At 66.1% G+C, this 21,268-nt stretch carries 15 protein-coding genes; 1 reads left to right on the top strand and 14 read right to left on the bottom strand.

Going from position 1 to position 21,268, the window contains the following annotated elements; genetic code table 11:
* Positions 1-37: 37 nt before the first annotated feature.
* Positions 38-2,377 carry a PAS domain-containing sensor histidine kinase gene (locus tag M1E10_RS13775; protein WP_499177178.1) on the top strand — a complete coding sequence of 780 codons (2,340 nt, stop codon included), beginning with the start codon at positions 38-40 and terminating at the stop codon, positions 2,375-2,377.
* Here M1E10_RS13775 and M1E10_RS13770 read toward each other — a convergent pair.
* The 14 genes from M1E10_RS13770 to M1E10_RS13705 form a co-directional block, all read right to left on the bottom strand.
* On the bottom strand, positions 2,367-5,318 hold the full coding sequence (locus M1E10_RS13770; protein WP_499176996.1) for a glutamine-synthetase adenylyltransferase: 2,952 nt from the start codon (positions 5,316-5,318) through the stop codon (positions 2,367-2,369). The two genes, M1E10_RS13775 and M1E10_RS13770, sit on opposite strands and share 11 nt — an antisense overlap.
* A 26-nt stretch (positions 5,319-5,344) precedes the next feature.
* The gene (locus M1E10_RS13765) at positions 5,345-6,736 is read right to left on the bottom strand and encodes a sensor histidine kinase (RefSeq protein WP_499177177.1); all 1,392 of its coding nucleotides are present in this window, start codon (positions 6,734-6,736) and stop codon (positions 5,345-5,347) included.
* Between the two features lie 25 nt (positions 6,737-6,761).
* Positions 6,762-7,451, bottom strand: coding sequence for a response regulator transcription factor (locus M1E10_RS13760; protein WP_499177176.1), 690 nt, complete (start codon positions 7,449-7,451; stop codon positions 6,762-6,764).
* A 157-nt stretch (positions 7,452-7,608) separates the two neighbouring features.
* Complete coding sequence (locus M1E10_RS13755; protein ID WP_499176995.1) at positions 7,609-9,183, bottom strand: Do family serine endopeptidase; 1,575 nt, start codon at positions 9,181-9,183, stop codon at positions 7,609-7,611.
* A gap of 136 nt (positions 9,184-9,319) precedes the next feature.
* Positions 9,320-9,778: a cytochrome c-type biogenesis protein gene (locus M1E10_RS13750; RefSeq protein WP_499176994.1), complete on the bottom strand. Its 459-nt coding sequence runs from the start codon at positions 9,776-9,778 to the stop codon at positions 9,320-9,322.
* A 170-nt stretch (positions 9,779-9,948) separates the two neighbouring features.
* Positions 9,949-11,937 (bottom strand): heme lyase CcmF/NrfE family subunit, encoded by a 1,989-nt coding sequence (locus M1E10_RS13745; RefSeq protein WP_499176993.1) that lies wholly within the window; start codon positions 11,935-11,937, stop codon positions 9,949-9,951.
* Positions 11,934-12,389 carry a cytochrome c maturation protein CcmE gene (gene ccmE / locus M1E10_RS13740; RefSeq protein ID WP_499176992.1) on the bottom strand — a complete coding sequence of 152 codons (456 nt, stop codon included), beginning with the start codon at positions 12,387-12,389 and terminating at the stop codon, positions 11,934-11,936. Before ccmE ends, M1E10_RS13745 begins: the two co-directional genes overlap by 4 nt.
* Complete coding sequence (gene ccmI / locus M1E10_RS13735) at positions 12,386-13,552, bottom strand: c-type cytochrome biogenesis protein CcmI (protein ID WP_499176991.1); 1,167 nt, start codon at positions 13,550-13,552, stop codon at positions 12,386-12,388. The genes ccmE and ccmI overlap by 4 nt, the downstream gene beginning before the upstream one ends.
* 140 nt (positions 13,553-13,692) lie before the next feature.
* Positions 13,693-14,121 carry an RT0821/Lpp0805 family surface protein gene (locus M1E10_RS13730; RefSeq protein WP_499176990.1) on the bottom strand — a complete coding sequence of 143 codons (429 nt, stop codon included), beginning with the start codon at positions 14,119-14,121 and terminating at the stop codon, positions 13,693-13,695.
* Positions 14,122-14,222: 101 nt separating this feature from the next.
* Entirely contained in the window at positions 14,223-15,626 is a 1,404-nt protein-coding gene (locus M1E10_RS13725; protein WP_499177175.1) for a sensor histidine kinase, read from the bottom strand.
* A gap of 6 nt (positions 15,627-15,632) precedes the next feature.
* Entirely contained in the window at positions 15,633-16,304 is a 672-nt protein-coding gene (locus M1E10_RS13720) for a response regulator transcription factor (protein ID WP_499176989.1), read from the bottom strand.
* Between the two features lie 46 nt (positions 16,305-16,350).
* Entirely contained in the window at positions 16,351-16,611 is a 261-nt protein-coding gene (locus tag M1E10_RS13715; RefSeq protein ID WP_499176988.1) for a hypothetical protein, read from the bottom strand.
* Between the two features lie 127 nt (positions 16,612-16,738).
* A complete protein-coding gene (locus M1E10_RS13710; RefSeq protein ID WP_499176987.1) occupies positions 16,739-16,948 on the bottom strand; it encodes a hypothetical protein in 210 nt (69 codons plus the stop codon).
* A 15-nt stretch (positions 16,949-16,963) separates the two neighbouring features.
* Complete coding sequence (locus M1E10_RS13705; RefSeq protein WP_499176986.1) at positions 16,964-20,749, bottom strand: glycoside hydrolase/phage tail family protein; 3,786 nt, start codon at positions 20,747-20,749, stop codon at positions 16,964-16,966.
* Positions 20,750-21,268 lie beyond the last annotated feature (519 nt).

Raw genomic sequence — 21,268 nt, 5'->3', positions numbered from 1 at the left:
GGTGCGCCGAATTTCCATGAGGGGTCAGATGAAAACGATGGCGGACGTGCGACGGGTGACCGTCGGCGAGGGGTTGTTGCGTCTTAAATTTCCGGGCATGAAACGAGCTTCCGATCTTTTCGGATCGAAGCCCGATCTGACCGTGACGCCGATTTCCCGGCAGATGCCACGCGTCGAACTGGTGCTGAAGCGCTCCATTCCGCTGCTCATCCTCGCCTTCCTTGCGGTGGTCGCCACGTCGCGCAGCCTCGGGCTGGTGTCGGAATTCGACCGGATGCAGGAGGGTGCCCGCCAGACCACCTCGCTTCTCGCGGCAACCGCCGCTGCCGCCTTTTCCGGAGAGGACGCCGCCATCAGCGCCGGTGATCGCACGGCCGCGGAGACCCGCCTCGCGAGCTTTGTTCCATCCAACCTCCTCCACCCCGACGCCTTCCTGCTTCTCGTGGATGCCAACGGCAAGATCTTCGGCGGTTCGGCGGCGTCCGGCTTCGTTGGCCGACAGCTGTCGGCGGTGCTGCCGGAAACCGCGGCACTGCGCCGCTTCGGCGTTTCCGGCCTGATCGAGACGTCGATCGGCGGCGAGCGGCATTATGCAGCCATCCAGGCGGTTGGCAACGACGGCGCGCTGATCGTCGCGGCCAGCTCGCTTGCCTCGATCCATTACTTCTGGCGCCACGAAGTCTCCCTCAACGTCACGCTGTTTGCCTGCATCTCGGCCATCCTGCTGGTCATTCTCTATGCCTATTACATGCAGGTGAAGCGGGCTCGCGAGGCCGACGAAACCTTCCTGGAGGCCAACCTGCGCATCGAGACGGCGCTGTCGCGCGGCCGCTGCGGCCTCTGGGACTTCGATGTCGTCAACCGCCGCCTGTTCTGGTCGGGCTCGATGTACGAAATGCTCGGCCTGCCGCCTGCCGGCAACGTCCTTTCCTTCGCCGATGCCGCGCGAATGATGCATCCGACCGACGGCAATCTCTATGCGCTCGCCCGCGCCATCAGCCGCGGCAATGCCAAGCAGGTCGACCAGGTTTTCCGCATGCGTCATGCCGCCGGCCACTACGTCTGGATGCGGGCGCGCGCGCAGGTGACCCGCAGCGCCAGCGGCCGCACCCATGTGATCGGCATCGCCATGGACGTCACCGAGCAGCATCGTCTGGCGCAGCGCTATGCGGAGGCCGACCAGCGGTTGGCGGATGCCATCGAATCCACCTCGGAAGCCTTCGTCCTCTGGGACAAGAACGACCGGCTGGTGATGTGCAACGCGCACTTCCAGCAGGCCTACGGTCTGCCTGACGACGTGCTCGTCCCCGGCACCGAAAAGGCTGCCGTCAAGGCTTCGGCATCGCGGCCGGTGATCGAGCGGCGGATCGCCGACCCGGACCATAACGGCCTTTCGCGCACCACCGAGGTCCAGCTTGCGGATCAGCGCTGGCTGCAGATCAACGAACGGCGCACCCGCGATGGCGGCATGGTGTCGGTCGGTACGGACATCACGGTGATGAAGCGTCATCAGGAACGGTTGCGCGAGTCCGAGCGACGCCTGATGGCGACGATCAGCGACCTTTCCGCCTCGCAGAGGAAGCTTGAGCGGCAGAAGGAAGAGCTGTCCACCGCCAACGCCAACTATCAGTCGGAGAAGGAACGGGCCCAGGCCGCCAACAAGGCGAAGTCCGAATTCCTCGCCAACATGAGCCATGAACTGCGCACGCCGCTCAACGCCATCCTCGGCTTTTCCGAAATTCTCGCCAACCAGATGTTCGGCCCGGTCGGCTCGCCGAAATACGGCGAATATGCCCGCGACATCCACGACAGCGGCAAGCACCTGCTCAACGTCATCAACGACATCCTCGACATGTCGAAGATCGAAGCGGGGCACATGAAGATCCAGTGCGAGACGATCGACCTCGCGCCGCTGATCGAGGAAAGCCTGCGCCTCACTTCGATCGCCGCCGAAGACAAGAACATCTCGATCGAACAGAGCCTGTGCGCCGATCTCGAGATGGCCGGTGACAGACGGGCGATGAAGCAGGTCATGCTCAACCTCCTGTCGAATGCGGTGAAGTTCACCAACGATGGCGGCCGCATCATCGTGCGGGCTCGCCGTTCGGAAGCCGGCGTGCTGCTGACGATTGCCGACACCGGCATCGGCATCCCGAAGGCAGCCATGGGCAAGATCGGTCAACCCTTCGAGCAGGTGCAGAGCCAGTATGCCAAGAGCAAGGGGGGCTCGGGCCTGGGCCTGGCGATCTCGCGCTCGCTGGTGGCGCTTCACGGCGGCAACATGCGGATCCGCTCCTGCGTCGGCAAGGGAACGGTCGTTTCGGTCAGCATGCCGGAGCAGCCGACGTTTGCCGTGGCTGCCCGCGCTACGGGCTGACGACCTTCCGGAACACGCCGCGCACCGCCTTCGACAGCCGCTTCACCTCGCCTTCGAGGGTCTTGATGTCGGGGCAATCACCGGCGCGGCAGACGCGCTCCACCAGACCCGCCGGCGCCTCCTTGGGCACAAACGGTCCGTCGATGCAGAGGCGGATGATCTGCGAGATCTCCGTGAACAGGGAAAGACCCTCAAGAACCGTCTGACGGTCGTGATCCGTCATCAGCTCGGCTCCCAGGACCTGCAGGGCCTTCCGCGTGGTCAGTTGATGGGTGTCGATCACAAGTCCCTTCGCGGGCGCCACCAGCCGCAGATACTGCGCGATGAACTCGATGTCGATCAGCCCGCCGGGGATCAGCTTCAGATCCCAGATGTCGCGTGGCGGCTTCTCCTTCTCGATCAGCTCGCGCATCCCGCGCACGTCGGATGCAATCTTCGCGACATCGGCCGGCCTGTCGAGAACTTCGGCGATCACGGCGCAGGCCTCGTCGCCGAGGTCCTCGTCACCGGCGACCATGCGCGCCCGGGTCAGCGCCATGTGCTCCCAGGTCCAGGCCTCTTCCTGCTGATACTTCCGGAAAGCCCTGATGCGGCTGGCAACCGGTCCCTTGTTGCCGGAGGGGCGCAGGCGCATGTCGACCTCGTAGAGAACGCCTTCGGCCGTCGGGGCCGAAAGCGCCGCGATCAGCCGCTGCGTCAGGCGCGTGTAGTAGCGGGTCGCGTCGAGCGGCTTTTCACCGTCGGATTCGGAGGCCTCGTCGTCGTAGTCATAGAGCAGGATGAGGTCGACGTCGGAAGCTGCCGTCAGCTCGAAGCTGCCGAGCTTGCCCATGCCCATCAGCGCCACCCGGCCGCCCGGATAGCGGCCTTGCGCCGCCTCGATCTCCCGCTCGACCGCGATCAGCGTCTGCTCGATCAACAGGTCGGCGAGATCAGTGAAGGCGCGGCCGGCCTCGGCGCCATCGATGGCGCCCGTCAGAAGCCGGATGCCGATCAGGAAGCGCTGTTCGGCGGCAAAGATGCGCAGCCGGTCGAGCACCTCCTCGTAGTGGCGGGCGACCGTCAGGAAGCTTTTCAGCCGCTCCGCCATGTAGTCGCGCGTCGGCAGTTGCGCCATCAGCGCCGGGTCCAGCATGCCGTCGAAGACGTGCGGCCGCGATGCTATGATGTCGGCCAGCCGAGGCGCCGACGACATCACCCGGACGATCAGCGACAGGAGCGCCGGATTGTTGCCGATCAGCGAGAACAGCTGGATGCCCGCCGGCAGCCCCGAAAGGAAGCTGTCGAAGCGCAGCATCGCCTCGTCGGCGCGGCTGCTTTCGCCAAACGCCTTCAGGAGCCTGGGCATCATTTCCGTCAGTCGCTCGCGCGCCTCCACCGACTGGGTGGCGCGGTAGCGGCCGTAGTGCCAGGTGCGGATCACCCGCGACATGTCGGCGGGCCGCTCAAAACCGATGGATGCCAGCGTCTTCAAGGTGCCCGGATCGTCCTGCTCGCCGGTGAAGACGAGGTTGCCCTCGACGCCGGAGAGTTTCGTCTCCTGCTCGAAGAGACGCGCATAGCGCTTCTCCACCGTGCGCAGGGTCTCCTCAAGCTTTCTGGAGAAGGCGGCCGTATCGGCAAGGCCCAGCATGAAGGCGATGCGCTTCAGCTCCGCCTCCGTCTCCGGCAGAGTGTGGGTCTGCTCGTCGCGGACCATCTGGATGCGGTGCTCGACATCGCGCAGGAACCAGTACGCCGCAATCATCTCGGACGCGATCTCCGGCGTGATCCAGTTCGCCTCCGCCAGCGCGTTCAGGGCCACCTCGGTCTGGCGTGTCCTGAGCGGCGGCATGCGGCCACCCGCGATCAGCTGCTGGGTCTGGGCGAAGAACTCGATCTCGCGGATGCCGCCGCGGCCGAGCTTGACGTTGTGGCCCTTCACCGCGATCGCCCCGTGCCCCTTGTGGACATGGATCTGCCGCTTGATCGAATGGATGTCGGAGATCGCCGCGTAGTCGAGGTACTTGCGGAAGACGAAGGGCACCAGCTGGCGCAGGAAATCCTCGCCCGCGGCAATGTCGCCGGCCATGGCGCGGGCCTTGATGAAGGCCGCCCTCTCCCAGTTCTGGCCGCGGCTCTCGTAGTAGAGCAGCCCCGCCTCGACCGGCACCGCGAGCGGCGTCGAGCCCGGATCTGGCCGAAGCCTGAGATCGGTGCGGAAGACATAGCCGTCGGCAGTGCGCTCCTGGAGGATGCGCACCAGGCGGCGCATCATCCGGCCATAGATCTCCGTCCCGTCGATCGGATCCTTGAGGATGCCGCTCTCGGGATCGAAGAAGACGACGATGTCGATGTCGGAGGAATAGTTGAGTTCATGGCCGCCGAGCTTGCCCATGCCGATGACGATCAGCCCGGAGTGTTCGCTCGGCCGCTCCACGTCCTTGAGAACGACCTTGCCGCTCTCGTGGCCATTGAGCAGCAGATGGTCGATGGCCGCGGCCACTGAGGCGTCGGCGAAGCGGCTGAGGTAGAGTGTGGTATCGCGGGCGGAGAAGATGCGCGCCAGATCGGCCAATGCGACGAGAAAGGACAGGCTGCGCTTGGCTGTCCGCAGCGCCGCCATCACCTCCGTCTCGGTGGGTGTCTTTCCGTCACGGGGTTTCCAGCAATCGCGCGCCGTGGCGATCATTTCCTCCAGCACTGTCTCCAGCGGCTCGACGAGGGCTACGGCAATCAGTTGTGGCGAGATCGCCGCGCTGTCGCGCAGATAGGGGGAAAGCGTGAGGGCCGCGATCAGGAACCGCTTCAGCCTGTCGTCGCCGGCCATCAGGTCGGCGATCGCCGGCTCCTGCTTTGCAGCGTCCTTCAGGAGCGCCACCACGGTCTTGGCTTCGGCCTGGCTCAGCGGCCGGATGACGTCGGCCTCGACGTTCTTCAGGTATCTTGCAGTCTCTGCCACGGCATCCTCCCGTCTGGCGTCCCTTCTTAGGGTCTTCGGACGGGAAATACCATGGTGGCGGTGAGACCCGGTGCCTCGGCATCCTCCGGATGGGTGGCGGCCAGCACCAGCGCACCACCATGCAGTTCCATCACCGCCTCGACCAGGGACAGGCCAAGCCCGGTGCCCGGCTTTGTCCGGCTGGCGTCCAGCCGGACAAAGCGCTTGACCACTTCCCCGCGCTTCTCCGGCGGCACGCCCGGTCCGTTGTCGCAGACCGACAGGCGCACGTTTTCGGCATCGGCCGACAGCACCACCCGAAGCGTCGGCTCGCCCTTGCCCCCGGCGGAATACTTGATGGCATTGTCGAGCAGGTTGAACATCGCCTGGCCGATCAGTTCGCGGTTGCCCTTGACCTTCAGTCCCGGGGCAATAGCCGTTTCCAGCGTCAGACCCGCCTCTTCCGCCGCCGGCTCGTAGAGCTCGCAGCTGTCGGCGCAGATCGCCGAAAGATCGATCTCCGACATTTCCGCGACGATCGACCCGGCCTCGACCCGCGAGATCATCAGCAGCGCGTTGAAGGTGCGGATCAACTGGTCGGACTCGGCGATGATGCCTTCCAGCGCCACCCGGCGATGCTCGGCATCGTCTTCACCGAGTGCGTCGGCCGCCTTGTTGCGCAGCCGCGTCAGCGGTGTCTTGAGGTCGTGGGCGATATTGTCGGAGACCTGGCGAAGGCCCTCGTTCAACTTCTCGATCCGGCCCAGCATGGCGTTCAGCGATTCCGACAGGCGGTCGAATTCGTCGCCGGAGCGGCCGACGGGAAGGCGCTGCGACAGGTCGCCCGCCATGATCTTCTGGCTGGCGCCCGACATGCGGTCGATGCGCTTCAACGCATTGCGGCCGATGCCGAACCAGATGAACAGGGCGCCGATGCCCATGATCGTCAGCGCCACCATCAGCGCGCGGCGGACGATGCCGCGGAAGCGACCCGGCTCGCCGAGGTCGCGGCCGATCATCACCCGAAGCCCGTTGTCCATGACGACGACATTGGCGATCGCCATGTGCTCGCGGCCGGAGCCCGCCTCGGAGAATGGCCGGTAGGAAAAGGGGAACCGCGTCCAGCCCTGTTCGTCGAGGACGCCCGGCTGCAGGGAGGCGACATTGCCCGCAACGATCTCGCCGTTCGGCCCCGCGACGACATAGAGGTTGGCGCCCGGCTGGCGGGCCCGCCGCTCCATGATGCGCAGCATGCCGTTCAACCCGCCGCGATCGAAGGCGCGCTGGATGTCGCCGACTTCCTGGACGAGGTTGTCGCGGGTCTGCTGCGCCAGGATGCGCTCCGACATGGCCGTCACGTAAAAGACGAGGAAGGCGGCGCAGATCGCAAACAGGAGGATATAGAGCCCCGACAGCCGCACGGCCGTTGAGCGGAACATCAGGCGGGACCGGTTCAGCACGCGCTCAAGCCTCGTCCTTGATCATGTAGCCGGCGCCGCGGATCGTCTTCAGGAGCGGCTTGTCGAAGTCGCGCTCGATCTTGGAGCGCAGCCGCGAGACATGCACGTCGATGACATTCGTCTGCGGATCGAAGTGGTAGTCCCAGACATGCTCGAGCAGCATGGTACGGGTCACCACCTGGCCGGCGTTCTTCATCAGGTATTCGAGCAGCCGGAATTCGCGCGGCTGCAGCGGGATCTCCTTGCCGGCGCGGCGGACCTCGTGGGACAGGCGATCGAGTTCGAGGTCGCCGACGCGGTATGCCATGTCCTGCTCGGGCGCACCCTTGCGGCGGCCCAGCACCTCGACGCGGGCGAGCAACTCGCTGAAGGCATAGGGCTTGGGCAGATAGTCGTCGCCGCCGGCGCGAAGGCCGGTGACGCGGTCGTCCACCTGGCCGAGCGCCGAAAGGATCAGCACCGGTGTGTTGACGCCGCGCTTGCGCAATTCGCTGATGACGGACAGACCGTCGCGGCGCGGCAGCATGCGGTCGATCACCATCACGTCGTAGCTGTTCTCGGTCCCCATGAAGAGGCCGCTGTCGCCATCGCTGGCATGGTCCGCCACGATGCCGGCCTCGCGAAAGGCCTTCGTCATGTAGGCCGCAGCCTCGAGGTCGTCTTCGATCACCAGAATCTTCATGTGCGACACCATAGCGTCCGCCGGTCTTTTTGCACCATCGGATTCGCTGAGGTCGGGGCCGGTGGAGGTCTCCATCGTGTCACTCCTTCAACTGCAGACAATCGGAGAATAAGAAAAAAGGGGCACCGACGTTGCCGACGGCGCCCCCTTCGAATGCTGCCTGGGAGGATCAGCCTTCGTTGATCGGCAGGGCGATGAAGCGGCTGCCGCGCTCGGACTCGACCTGGAAGAGCGCACGGGTGCGGCCATCCTTGCGGGCCTGCTCGATCACGTCCTCGATGTCGCCGGCGTCCGTCACGGACTGGTTGTTGACCGAGACGATCTTTTCGCCAGTCCGCAGGCCACGGGCTGCTGCTTCGGAGTCGGGATCGACTTCCGTCACTGCAAGGCCGGTGCCGTTGTCGGCAGGGGCAACGGTGATGCCGAGGCTGGACAGCGCCTTCTCAGAGGACGGCACGGGCGCGTCAGGCTCGACCGGTTCGGCGGCTGCCGCATCCTCGCTGGCGAGATTGCCCAGCGTCACCTCGATGTCCTGCGACTTCGCATCACGCCAGACGGAGACCTGCACCTTGGTGTCCGGTCCGAACTGCGCGACCTTGCGAGCCAGATCGCGGGCATCCTTGATCGGATCGCCGTTGACGGCGGTGATCACGTCACCTTCCTTGATGCCGGCCTTCTGGCCCGGCGAACCTTCCTGCGGGGCCACCACGAGCGCGCCCTGGGCCTCGGACAGGCCAAGCGATTCGGCGATATCCTTGTTGACCGGCTGGATCTGAACGCCGAGCCAGCCGCGCTCAACCTTGCCATCGTCGATCAGGTCCTGAACCACGTCCCGGGCAACGGAGGCGGGGATGGCGAAGGCAATGCCGACGTTGCCGCCCGACGGCGAGAAGATCGCCGTGTTGATGCCGATGACTTCGCCTTCGAGGTTGAAGGCCGGGCCGCCGGAGTTGCCGCGGTTCACGGCCGCATCGATCTGGATGTAATCGTCGTAGGGACCGGAGCCGATGTCACGGCCACGGGCGGAGATGATGCCTGCGGTCACCGAACCGCCGAGACCGAAGGGGTTGCCGACGGCCACGACCCAGTCGCCGACACGGACCTTCGTGTCGTCAGCGAGGTTGACGTAGGTGAACTTGCGGTTGGCATCGACCTTCAGCACCGCAAGATCGGTGCGGCTGTCCTTGCCGATAAGCTTGGCATCGAGCTCGGTGCCGTCATCCATGACCACGGTGAAAGCTGCGCCATCATCGACGACGTGGTTGTTGGTGACCAGGTAACCGTCTTCGGAGATGAAGAAGCCGGATCCCTGCGAACTCGGCCGCATGCGATGCGGACCATTGTCGCCGCCGCGCGGGCTGCGCTCGGCGCGGTCGTCTCCACGGCCATCACCGCGACCACCGGGCATCTGACCGCCGAAATCGCGGAAGAACCGCTTCAGCGGGTGATCGTCCGGAAGGTCTTCAAAGCCCTGGCCGTTGAAGTTGAAACTGAAATTGCTGCCGTTGTCGGAAACGGGCTGGGCCTCGGACTGCACGCGAACGGAAACAACGGCCGGCGAAACCGCGGAGACGACATCGGCGAAGCTCGGAGCCTGAGGGGCTTGAACCTTGACCGGCTCAGCGAAAGACTCGACGACCTGCGCAGGAATGCCCGTCGTGAACATGACGGCGGCAAGACCGGCGACCGTCGATGCCTTCAGCACTGTCTTGAGGTTTGAACGTCCGGGATTGCTGTTTTGCATTGGGGCTACCTTCTTCTCTTCATCTCGTTTCACCGGGAGTTCCCGGGTGGGCGGTGGATGAGAGAGATATAGGGAGGCCCACCTTAACTGCAGGTGTCAGGGGGATGAAATGTTTGTAATGTTCGGGACGCGAGCCCTACTGCTTGCCGACCAGATCGTCGAGACGGGCCTGCTCTTCCGGCGTCAGCACCGGAGGCTGGCGCGGCTGCAGACGCCCCCGCGCCATCAGCAGCAGAACGAGCCCCCCGATCAACAGGAGCACGGCCGGCGCGCCCCACAGAAGCACGGTACGGGCCGACAGCCGCGGCTTCAGCAGCACGAACTCACCGTAGCGCGAGACGACGTAATCGATCACTTCCTCGTCGCTGTCGCCATCCACCAGCCGTTCGCGGACGAGGATGCGCAGGTCGCGGGCAAGCTCCGCATTGGAATCGTCGATCGACTGGTTCTGGCAGACCATGCAGCGCAGCTGCGCGGAGAGATCGCGGGCCCGCTCCTCAAGCCGCGGATCGGACAGGATCTCGTCGGGATTGACGGCAAGCGCCGGGAGGGGGCTGAGGAGGAGCGTTAGGAAGAGGACGAAGAGTGCGGCCAAACTTGCGGGACGCCCCTCATCCGACTGCCGCCATCTTCTCCCCGTCAATACGGGGAGAAGGGAGCCCGTCGAGATGCCATCACCCCGAGGAGAGGTCGAGCGGGGCACGTCCCCTCTCCCCGCCTGCGGGGAGAGGGTTAGGGTGAGGGGCAATCTCCACAAGAGCCCCCTCATTCCGCCGGCTCCATCGCAGCCGGCGCGGGCTTTGCCTTGCGACGCGGCGCGCCGACGCGCAGGCGCCGGTCGGTGAGCGACACGACGCCGCCGAACGCCATGAACAGCGAGCCGCCCCAGATGCAGAGGATGAAGGGCTTCCACCAGACGCGCACGACGATGCCGCCGTCGGCCATCGGATCGCCCAGCGAGATATAGAGCTGGCTGAAGCCGAAGGTGAGGATGCCGGCCTCGGTGGTCGGCATCTGGCGGGCCGTGTAGATCCGCTTCGAAGACCAGGTGTCCGCCACTGCGACACCGCCCTGGCTGACGGTAAAGTGGCCACGCTCCTCGGTAAAGTTCGGCCCGACCGCGTCGCGCATGCCATCGAAGACGATCGTGTAGCCGCCGACGTCCGCCGACGAACCGAGCTGCATCTCGAGCACGGTTTCCGTCTCGAAGGTGGTCACCACGACGATGCCGAGAACCGTCACGCCAAGCCCGAAATGCGCCAGTGCCGACCCGAAGGCCGAGCGCGGCAGGCCGACCAGCCGGCGCCAGGCGACGTTGAACGGCAGCTTGCCGAAGTTTGCCCTGTTCCAGAGCTCGGCGAGTGCCCCGAACATCCCCCAGAAGCCGAGCGCCATGCCGAAGACGGCCATGACCGGACCGCCGTTTTCGACGTAGTAGAGGGCAAGCCCCGCGACCAGCGCCAGGCCCGCCGCCACGTAGAGCCGCTGCAGCGCGCCGAGCGCATCGCCGCGCTTCCAGGCCAGCATCGGCCCGAAAGGAACGGCAATCAGCAGCGGGATCATCAAGAGCCCGAAGGTCAGATTGAAGAAGGGCGCACCGACCGAGATCTTTTCGCCCGTCAGCGTTTCCAGCACCAGCGGATAGAGCGTGCCGATCAGGATGGTTGCGGTGGCGACCGTCAGGATCAGGTTGTTGAGGACGAGCGCCCCTTCCCGCGAGACCGGCGCGAACAGGCCGCCGGATTTCAGCATCGGCGCCCGCCACGCAAACAGCGCAAAGGCGCCGCCGATGAACAGCATCAGGATACAGAGGATGAAGATGCCGCGGGTCGGGTCGGTCGCAAAGGCGTGCACCGAGGTCAGCACCCCGGAGCGAACGAGGAAGGTGCCGAGCAGCGACAGCGAGAAAGTCATGATCGCCAAGAGCACGGTCCAGATCTTCAGGGCCTCGCGCTTCTCCATCACCAGCGCCGAATGCAGCAGCGCCGTGCCGGCAAGCCAGGGCATGAAGGAGGCGTTTTCGACCGGGTCCCAGAACCACCAGCCGCCCCAGCCGAGCTCGTAGTAGGCCCAGTAGGAGCCCATCGCGATGCCGGCAGTGAGGAAGGTCCAGGCAGCCAGCGTCCAGGGCCGCACCCAGCGTGCCCAGGCGGCGTCGATGCGACCGTCCATCAGGGCTGCGACGGCAAACGAGAAGCAGACGGAAAAGCCGACGTAACCGAGATAGAGAAGCGGCGGATGGATCGCGAGCCCCGGATCCTGCAGCACGGGGTTCAGATCCTGTCCTTCCGCCGGCGCCGGATTGAGGCGCAGGAACGGATTGGAGGTGAGCAGGATGAACAGCATGAAGGCCGTCGAGATCCAGGCCTGCACCGCCAGAACGTTGGCGCGCAGCGTATCGGGCAGGTTGCGGCCGAAGAGGGCCACCAGGGCGCTGAAGAACGTCAGGATCAGCAGCCACAGCAGCATCGAGCCTTCGTGATTGCCCCAGACGCCGGACACCTTGTAGATCACAGGCATCAGCGAATGGGAATTCTCCCAGACGTTGCGCAGCGAAAAGTCTGAGACGACATAGGCCCAGGTCAGGGCGCCGAAGGAAATCAGCACCAGCACGAACATCGTCACGGAGGCGACAGGGGCGAGCGCCATCATCGCCGAATCGCGGCGCCATGCACCGATCACCGGCAGCGTGGAGACGATCAGCGCGGTCGCAAGCGACAGCACCAGCGCGTAATGGCCAATCTCGATGATCATTGGGTCGCCGCCTCGCCCTCTTCCTTCCAGACCCCCTGTTCTTTCAGGCGGTCGGCCACTTCCTTGGGCATGTAGTTCTCATCATGCTTGGCAAGCACCGTATCGGCAACGAAGGAATGCGTCGCTGCGTCGAAAGCGCCCTCGGTCACCACGCCCTGGCCCTCGCGGAACAGGTCCGGCAGGATGCCGGTGTAGCTGACCGGCACGGTCCCCGATCCATCGGTCACGGAAAAGGTGATGGTCGATCCCTCGCCGCGCTTGACGGAGCCCTCGGCGACCAGTCCGCCGAGGCGGATGCGGGTGCCGGGAGAGACCTCCGTCGTCGCGAGATCCGCCGGCATGAAGAAATAGGCGACCGACTGGCTGAAGGCGAACATCACCAGAAGCACGGCGGCGATGATGAAGCTCATGCCGCCGGCGATGATTGTCAGCCGCTTCTGTTTGCGTGTCATTGCGTCACTCCATCGACGGACAGCCCGACCTCGCGCGCCAGCGCGACCAGCTGCCGTCCCTCGTCGCCGTCGGCGGGGAAGGTCTTGAGGCCGGTGGTCAACGCCGCGGTCGCCTTCTCCCGATCGCCCAGCACCGCGTAGGAGCGGATCAACCGGAGCCAACCTTCGAGATTGTCGGGCTCCTCCTGCATCCGTAGAGCCAGGCTCTCCACCATGCCACGGATCATTTCCTGGCGCTCGGCACCGGACATGTCCTGTGCCGCGGCAAGATCGTCGGGCGTCGGCCCGCCGGGTGCCTGGCTTGACGCTGCAGGGGGCACGTCTGCCAACGGCGGCGGCGAAGCCTCGCCGCCATTTGCCGCGATGTGTTGCTGGACGAGCTCCATCCAGGGCGCGTCGGCCGGCGAAGCTGCGGCGATCGTCTCGAAGGCTGCCCGCGCCTCGTCCCGGCGCCCGGCCTGCTCCAGGGCCAGCGCCAAGTAGAAGCGCGCCCGCGGGTTTTCCGGCGAAAGCCGCAGGCTCTCCTCGAAGGCCAGCCGTGCATCTTCCGTCACGATCCCGTCACTGGCGGCGATCAGCGTTTCGCCAAGCCCCGAAAGTCGTTCTGGGCTCGTGCCGATCAGGCGGATGGCATGGCGATAGGCAAGTTCGGCGTCCGTCAGCCGCATCGCGCGGAAATAGATCGGCGCCAGGAGGTCCCAGCCGGCGCCATCATTGGGGTTCTGGGCGAGGTGCTGCTCCGCCTTGGCAACGAGCAGCGCCATGTTGTTTCCGGGATTGGCAAGACGTGCCGCCAGTGGCTGGTCCGGCAGCTGCGGGCTGCCGAGCGTCACATAGGCGGTGAGACTGACGATCGGCACCAGCAGAACGACGAAGATCCCGGCTGCGGTCATGCCGCGCCGCGTGCCTGGGGCACCGTCGGCCTGCGCATCGCTGGCGGCCGAGAGCAGGCGCCGGCCGATCTCGGCCTTTGCATAGCCCGCGTCCTCGGCGCTGATCAGCCCGAGGCTGCGGTCGCGTTCCAGCTCGTCCAGCTGGTCCTTGTATACGGCGATCTCGCCGGCGCGGTCGTCCGCCGCCGGCTTTGCGCCGCGCGCAAGCGTCACGAGCATCACTGCCGCCACGGCAGCCGTCAGACAGGCAAGGATGATCCACAAAAACATAAGGGTCCAATTACTTGAACCGCCCGAGCTTTCCAACTGCCGAACGGCTCATGACGCGGATTTGAGGCGTTTCGCCGCAATCTGTTCCGCGTCTTCTCTGGCCCCTCGCCCCGCGGACGGCCATGATTTAAGTCAAATGGTCAGCTGAGCGGCGTCCAGGTGCCGTTGGTATTGCGGCAGGCGGCACCGCGCGCCTTGGCCTCGCCGCCATCGCTGACGACGGTGTGGGTGTACTGCCGGCAATTCTGCGATCCGACCTGATAGGGTGCCGCCGCGACCACCTGGCCGCTGACGCTACTGCCGGTCCATGCTACCGGCTGGCCGCCAGGAGCCGCTTCCAGCGCCCGGTATTCCGCTTCCAGCGCCCGCGAGCGGTCGCTGTCGCCGATCGTCACGCCGCTTCGGCTGACGATGCCACCCTGCAATGCGGAGATATATTGCGCCGAGGATGAGCGGGAGGACGCGAAGCCTGCTGCGCTGCCACGATCTCCCGTCGACGTCGAACAGCCCGCAAGCAGACCGGCAAGCAGGAGGGTCGAGACAGCAAGATGGAGGCGGGTCGAGTGCATCTTTTGGCTACCGGTTCGCATAAGGATCTTTCTGGCAATGCGCAGGCACTTACGATGTTCCAGCGTGGCATCATTATGGCGATATGGCGTGTTTGCCTGCGTCAGGCAACATCCTTTGTCACCGAGGGCAGGATCAGCACCGCGCGCAGGCCGCCGTGCCCGCCGCGGCCAAGTTCGAACAGGCCCTGGTACTCGCTGGCGATCTCCCGCACGATGGACAGGCCAAGCCCGGCGCCGGGACGGCTTTCGTCGAGCCTGCGGCCGCGCTTCATCGCCTCGTCCGCCTGCTCCGGATCGAGCCCCGGGCCATCGTCCTCCACGACAACCTCCAGCCATGTGCGGCGGACGCCTTCGGGGGCCTCGATGCCGCGGGCGTCGGCGGTCGGCATGGCGCTCAGCCAGACGCCGGATCGGCAGAATCGAGCCGCGTTTTCGAGAAGGTTTCCCACCGTCTCCTCGACGTCCTGCTGCTCCATCGCCAGCACGCAGCCCGGATCGACGGAGAGATGAAATTCCTTGTCCGGATTGAGACGCCGCATCACCCGCACGAGGCGTTCGAGCACAGGGCCGACGTCGGTGCGCACCAGCACCGATTCCCGCTGGGCCGCGATCCGGGCGCGGTTGAGGTAGGACTGCACCTGCGCCTGCATCGCCTCGGCCTGCGACTTGATCAGTTCCTGCTGCGATGGCTCGAGCGAGCGGGCTTCGTTGATGAGCACCGCCAGCGGCGTCTTCAGGGAATGGGCAAGATTACCCACCTGCATGCGGGCACGATCGACGATGCGCCGGTTGCTTTCTATCAGCGCATTGACCTCGTTGACCAGCGGCAGGATTTCCCGTGGAAACTCGCCCTCCAGCCGCTCCGCCTCGCCACGGCGGATCTTGCCAAGCGCCCGGCGGGCCCGGTCCAGCGGCTGCAGGCCATAGAGAATGGCGCCGCCGTTGACGATCAGGCTGCCGACGCCGAAGACGAAGAGCGCAAGATAGAGGCTGCGGTCGAAGGCATTGATGTCCTCCTCCATGGCATCGAGATTGCCGGCGACACGGAACCGGGCTGCCCGCCCCTCGCCGTCGAGCACCACTTCCGTCTCCGCGACCAGCACGCTGTTTCCGAAGGCATCGGTAACGGGATAGAACCGTTCGTAGCGGTTGTTGAAGGGAACCGTCAGGATCGAGGGCACGACGATCTTGGACACGCCGAGCGAGGAGGAGGCAAGCGGGGCGGCGGCAAACGTGCCCAGCGGCTCGATGATCCAGTACCAGCCGGTCTCCGGCTGCGAGTAGCGCAGATCGCCAAGCTGCGGATTGCCCACGAGGCTGTTGTTCTCGCCGATCGAGACCGAATTGATGACGTTATAGAGCTGGGCGCGCAAGAGGTCGGTAAAGGCGCGCTCGGCTGACTGCCGGTAGAGCGCCGAGATGACCAGCGCGATCACCACGAGGGCGACGCCCGACCACAGCGTGGCGAGCAGAAGGACGCGGGCGGTGAGAGATCGGGAGCCGATCATCCGTCAGCCGGCATCGGAAGAAGCTTGCATCCTGTAGCCGAGCCCCCGGACCGTCTCGATGAGGTCGACGCCGAGCTTCTTGCGCAGCCGTCCGACGAAGACCTCGATCGTGTTGGAATCGCGGTCGAAGTCCTGGTCGTACATGTGCTCGACGAGCTCCGTGCGCGACACCACCTCGCCCATGTGGTGCATCAGGTAGGAGAGCAGCCGGAATTCGTGGGAGGTGAGCTTGAGGGGCGTGCCGTCGACGGTCGCCTTCGAGGCCTTGGTGTCGAGACGGACGGGCCCACAGGTCAGTTCGGAGGAGGAATGGCCGGCGGCGCGGCGGATCAGCGCCCGCACCCGGGCCAGAACCTCCTCGACGTGGAACGGCTTGGCGACATAGTCGTCGGCCCCGGCGTCGATGCCTGCGACCTTGTCGCTCCAGCGGTCGCGCGCGGTCAGCATCAGGACGGGCATGCCCTTGCCCTCGGCGCGCCACTTCTCCACGACGGTGATGCCGTCGATCATCGGCAGGCCGATGTCGAGGATGACGGCGTCATAGGGCTCCGTCTCACCCAGATAGTGGCCTTCCTCGCCGTCGAACGCCTGATCCACGACGTAGCCGGCTTCCTTCAGCGCGTCGGTCAGCTGGCGATTGAGATTGATGTCGTCTTCGACCACGAGAATGCGCATTGTCGGCCTACCCCTTGCGGCGGCCATGAGGCCGCCGTTCCCTGTCCTACATCGGTACCCGCACCGTTACCTTGCGTGGCCGCTCATTGCCACTGCCCTGCACCAGGACGGTGACGACGCAGGTCTGGCCATCGGAGGAAGGCTGGGCGGACAACAGCTGACCACCGGTGTCACTGACGACCCGTGAGGCTGCGGAACCGCAATCGGCAGCAGCGAGAACCAGATAGTCCTGAGCCGCGGCCGGTTCGAAGGCCGCCACACCGGCAAGGCCGGCGATGATCATCGCTGGGATCGGCAGTCGCGCCATCGTATTTCAGTCCATGGTCAGAGTGGATCGGTCAGATCCGATTACATGGCAACTATGTAACCAAGACCGTCTGAATGGCAAATGAATGGGCGGTAACGTTGTTCCCGCCCATTGCTTTAGCCGGAGATCAGCGACCGATGGCAGCGCTGGCGGAGATCCGTCCGTAGATCGACAGCGCGCCGCCGATAACCCCGCCGGCGGCGATCGCCAGGTCGGCGAGGTCATTCTGCACATCGGGCGTCAGATCGACGCCGACCGTTTGCAGCAGCGAAGCCCCTACCGCCACCAGCGCACCCCACACGGTCTTCGACCGGTACCACTGTTTTGTCCCGTCCATGCCCTTCTCCTTTGCCTAGATTGAAATCATCGCCTGCGCCGGCAGCCCCAGCGGTACCGCGCGGCCTTTCTGGCGGATCCGGATCGCAAGGCTCGTCTGCAACGCCCCGAAATCGGCGAGTTCCAGCGCCTCGTCGTAGAAAAATCGTGGCGCCGTGACTTCCGCCGTGCGTCGGACCGCCGATCCGTCGAGGATGTCGATACGGTAGCCCTCCTCCGCCTGGTCGAGTGGAATCTCGGCCGCCTCCCAGTCGTCCGCGTCGATACGACCACGGCGTACCCAGGACATCGCGATCCCGGCGTCACCGCGCCTGGCCTGCAGATGCACCGGCGCCAGCGGCGTCTGCGCCCGCAGTCCGCCGGCAAAGGCGAACGGACCGACGCGGCCGGCCGATGCCGCCGTCCCTTCCGCCAGCCAGTTCAGGCTGCGGCCGCGTTCGTCTGCGGCAAGTCCCAGCGGCACCACCGCCTCGTCCAGCAGCACCACGGCGGCAGCGGTCGGCGCACCGGCGGCCATGGCATCCTCCGTTCCCGCCAGTCCGCGCAGAAGCGTGGCGAGCCGCCAGCGATTCGGCGCGATCTCTTCGGCTTGCGCAAAGGCGACGATCTCCCAGCCGCCATTCCCGGACCGCACCGCCAGGCGGTTCTCGCCGGCAAGAACCGCCTGCGCGGCAGCGGAAGACAGGCCGCCGAAGAACAGCTCCAGTTCGATCACGGACTGCCGATCGAACCGCCCCGAGATGGTCCCCGGCAGAAGCGGCTGCGTCAGCCGGCCGATGCGGGCCGGTCGATCGAGCGCCGCCCGCAGCGCATAGCCTTCAGTCGTGCTCGAAGATGACAGGAGTATCCGCTGCCAGGGCCGGCAGAGCCCGGCTGCCCGCGCAAAATCCTCCGCCGGCCCACTCGCATAGCGCGGCAGGTCGAGAAGTTGGAGAAGCGGCGCGAATCCGTCCGACGCCGACCCGCCGCCGCCCGGCTGGCCGCTGTCGCCGATCGGCGCCGCGGGCGTAAAGGCGGCGTTATGGCGCGCCTCGATGCGGCGCATGTCGCCCTCCTCGATCCGGCTGACGATGAAGGTGCCGGCCACCTCCGGCAGGCGGATGACGTCGCCCGGCTGCAGCCCGATCTGCGCCGGCGAAATCGCCAGGCTGAGGCTTTTGCGCGAGACCCACTGGTAGCGGACCGCGGCCTCGGCGGCCGCCAGCGCCGTTTCCTCCGCCAGCACCGCCGGCAGGTCGTAGGACAGCACCCGCTGGCTGCCCGTCCGCGTCCGCCGCGAGCGGGCGCTGGCCTGCTCGTAGTCGAGCGCGGGATTGTAGGAGCCGATCACCACCTCGGCGGCAAAATCGCTGTCGTGACCGCGCGTCTCCGACCACAGCGGCTCGTCCTCTACGTCCGCCAGAACCTCTACCGCATGCGCCGGCATGCTGGCCGCGCCGCGCGACCGGAACCGCAGCCGCCCGGCATCCTCCACCACGTCGATGCGGAAGACGTCGAGCAGCGGCGACAGCAGCGCCCGGGCCGACGTCACCTCCGCCTGCACATAGCCGGTCAGGTCGGCTGTTACCTCGGACACGTCGAAATCCAGAAAACCGTGGTCGGCAAGGATCGCGGCAATGGCATCAGAGAGCGTCGTCGCCCCCAGCCGCCCGTTCAGCCAGTGCCCGGCGCGCCAGTGGCCGCCGTCGCTCCAGGCCGAGATGTTGGCGGGAAAGGCCGGATAGGGTCGCGCGTCCCAGGTCCAGGCAAACACCCGGCCTGGGTCGACGGGACCGGCGGGCGCCTGCCCGCTCCAGTGCCGGTGATGCGCCTCCAGGAAGCGTCGCTGCATGGCGTCGGACCGGGTACGGCTGGAGAAGTAAGGTGCCGCACTTTCTGCGGATTTCTCGTCGACGAAGACGTTCGGCTGGTTTGCTCCCTTGTCGACCGCAGCGCAGCCGAGTTCGGTGAACCAGACCGGCTTCATCCCCGGCAGCCAGGCCGTCGGCTGGGCCGCTTCGGCGCCGCCAGCGCGATTATAATGCAGGTTGCCCCACCAGCCGGCGATGTCCTTGAAGCGGAACACCCAGGGCTTGCCTGCCGTCCCGTCGGTGATCGGCGTGCGAATGCGCGCGTTCCTGTCTGCCTCGCTCGCGTAGTACCAGTCGAACCCCTCGCCCGCCGTGATCTGCCCCTGCAGGGCCGCAAGGTCGTCGGGCACGCGAAAGCCATCCGGATTGGCCGCAGACAGGTCGCCGTCGCGCCAGTCGGACAGGGGCATGTAGTTGTCGATACCGACCGCGTCGATCGCCGCAGACGCCCAGAGCGGATCGAGGTGGAAGACATGGTCGCCCGAGCCATCCTGCGGCTGGTATCCGAAGTATTCGCTCCAGTCGGCGCCATAGGTCAGCTTCGTCTGCGGCCCAAGGATCGTCCGCACATCAATCGCGAGCTGCACCAGTTGCTCCACGAAGGGAAAGGTACCCGCGCCGTCGCGCAGCTGGGTCAGCCCGCGCAGTTCGGAGCCGAGCAGGAAGCCGTCGACGCCGCCGACGGACACCGCCAGCTGCGCATAATGCAGCACCATCCGCCGATAGCCTTCCGCCCCTTGCGAAAACGCCAGCACCTGCGCGCGCGCCGCCGCCGTCCGATCGGCGCTGCCCGGCCTGCCCGGCCCCGGATGGCAGGTGATGCGGCCCCGCCAGGGATAGCTCGCCTGCTCAGCCCCGCCATAGGGGTCGGCCAGCCCGTTGCCTCGAGGGATATCCATCATCACGAAGGGATAGAGATAGACCTCCAGCCCACGCGCCTTCAGGTCGGCAATCGCTTGGGCGATGCTTCCATCGCTCGGCGTGCCGCCATAGGCCGGTCCGCCGTTGTGGGTGCTGACGAGGTATGCATCCGCACGCGAGATCCCCGCCACCGACCACGCCGTACTTTCCTCGTCCCGATGCGCCGTCTCGACGCCCGGCACGATGCGGCACTGCCCTGCTCGGAGGTCCGTCCCGAACCAGGCGACGACCAGTGCCACGCGCTCGAGGTTGGGACACAGCGCCGCCAGCTCGTCGAGGGATGCCTGCCAGTCGGTGCCCGCCGTCAGCACGTGACGGTTCATGATCCGGGCACTGCCCTCGCCGGTCTTCTCCGTCACCGGATCGGTCGCATAGCCATTTTCGGTCGCGCCCGGAATGATCGTCACCGCGCGGATCTGCCGTTCCAGCGCGCCGACGGGCCGCAAGACTTCGAACTGCAAGAGCGGAATACGGTTGCCGAAAGCATCGAGCGGCAGGCGCTCGACGACCACATAGGCGAGCCCGCGATAGGCCGGCGCATTCCCCGCGCCCTGCTTTGCCTCGATCAGCGGATCGGGCAGCTGCGCCTCCTCGCCCCGATAGACGCGCATCTCGATGCCCGTCAGGTCGAGCTCCCGGCCATCGGCCCAGACGCGCCGCACCCCGGCAATCTGTCCCTCGCAGAGTCCGACGGCGAGATTTGCGTAATAGCGGAAGGTCTCCACCTTCGGCCCCGTCGCCTTGCCGCCGGACCGCTCGCGCCTGACCTCCTCCTCGAAGCGCGTCGCCCAGATCAGCGTGCCGCCGATCCGGGCCGTGCCGTAGACCCGGTTGATCGCTGCGCCCTCGTCCGCTCCCGGTATTCGCGCCGTCGCCAGCCGCGCGCCGGAGATCGTCCGCCCACCGTTGATCAACGCCTGGTCGACCAGATTCCCGGCCAGTCCGCCGGCGGCCCGCCCGAGGATCGCGCCGACAGGCCCGAAGACGCCGCCGAGCGCAGCACCCGCCGCCTGAAGCAGAATGGTGGCCATGAGTCACCCCTTGCAGCACCACCTGGATGCCCGCCTAGATTGTGATACGGTGGAAACGTTTGGGAGCAGAAGCAGACCTCGCCGCGCCAGCCGGCGGATCGGTGAGGACGGGCCCCACCGACCTTGGCAAAGGCCTTGCTCTCGAACTTGGAGGTAGTGCTATGAGGCGAACGCCAATTGGCATTGCGTTTACCTTGAGGATTACCCGGACGGGCTGGTCATTGGCCGTCCGGGTATACTTCTCGTAGTAGGTACAAGGTGGGCGAGGTTACCGCCTCGCTCACCACTCCGAAAACATACGCCACTTGATGCGCATTTTCAATCCGGCCGCGCCGCCGGAACCCGCTGTGCTGATACACTCGCTCATCCCGCTCAACGCGAGTGAACGACCTGCCACACGCTCAGGCTGCGTGATATGCTGTCTCCGGTTGAGAGCAGAAGCAGAAGGCGCCGTGCCAGCCGGCGTGTCGGTGAGGATGGGCCACACCGACCTTGGCAGAGGCCCTGCGCTCAACCTCA

It is taken from the genome of Rhizobium sp. PK7-22 (genome assembly GCF_056530405.1).
This window is presented reverse-complemented; position numbering and strand designations above follow the sequence as displayed.

Coding starts and splice junctions, on each gene's coding strand:
- M1E10_RS13775 (WP_499177178.1), top strand. CDS start 38: ATGGCGGACGTGCGACGGGTGACCGTCGGCGAGGGGTTGTTGCGTCTT.
- M1E10_RS13765 (WP_499177177.1), bottom strand. CDS start 6,736: ATGTTCCGCTCAACGGCCGTGCGGCTGTCGGGGCTCTATATCCTCCTG.
- M1E10_RS13760 (WP_499177176.1), bottom strand. CDS start 7,451: ATGGTGTCGCACATGAAGATTCTGGTGATCGAAGACGACCTCGAGGCT.
- M1E10_RS13755 (WP_499176995.1), bottom strand. CDS start 9,183: ATGCAAAACAGCAATCCCGGACGTTCAAACCTCAAGACAGTGCTGAAG.
- M1E10_RS13745 (WP_499176993.1), bottom strand. CDS start 11,937: ATGATCATCGAGATTGGCCATTACGCGCTGGTGCTGTCGCTTGCGACC.
- ccmE (WP_499176992.1), bottom strand. CDS start 12,389: ATGACACGCAAACAGAAGCGGCTGACAATCATCGCCGGCGGCATGAGC.
- ccmI (WP_499176991.1), bottom strand. CDS start 13,552: ATGTTTTTGTGGATCATCCTTGCCTGTCTGACGGCTGCCGTGGCGGCA.
- M1E10_RS13730 (WP_499176990.1), bottom strand. CDS start 14,121: ATGCACTCGACCCGCCTCCATCTTGCTGTCTCGACCCTCCTGCTTGCC.
- M1E10_RS13720 (WP_499176989.1), bottom strand. CDS start 16,304: ATGCGCATTCTCGTGGTCGAAGACGACATCAATCTCAATCGCCAGCTG.
- M1E10_RS13715 (WP_499176988.1), bottom strand. CDS start 16,611: ATGGCGCGACTGCCGATCCCAGCGATGATCATCGCCGGCCTTGCCGGT.
- M1E10_RS13710 (WP_499176987.1), bottom strand. CDS start 16,948: ATGGACGGGACAAAACAGTGGTACCGGTCGAAGACCGTGTGGGGTGCG.
- M1E10_RS13705 (WP_499176986.1), bottom strand. CDS start 20,749: ATGGCCACCATTCTGCTTCAGGCGGCGGGTGCTGCGCTCGGCGGCGTC.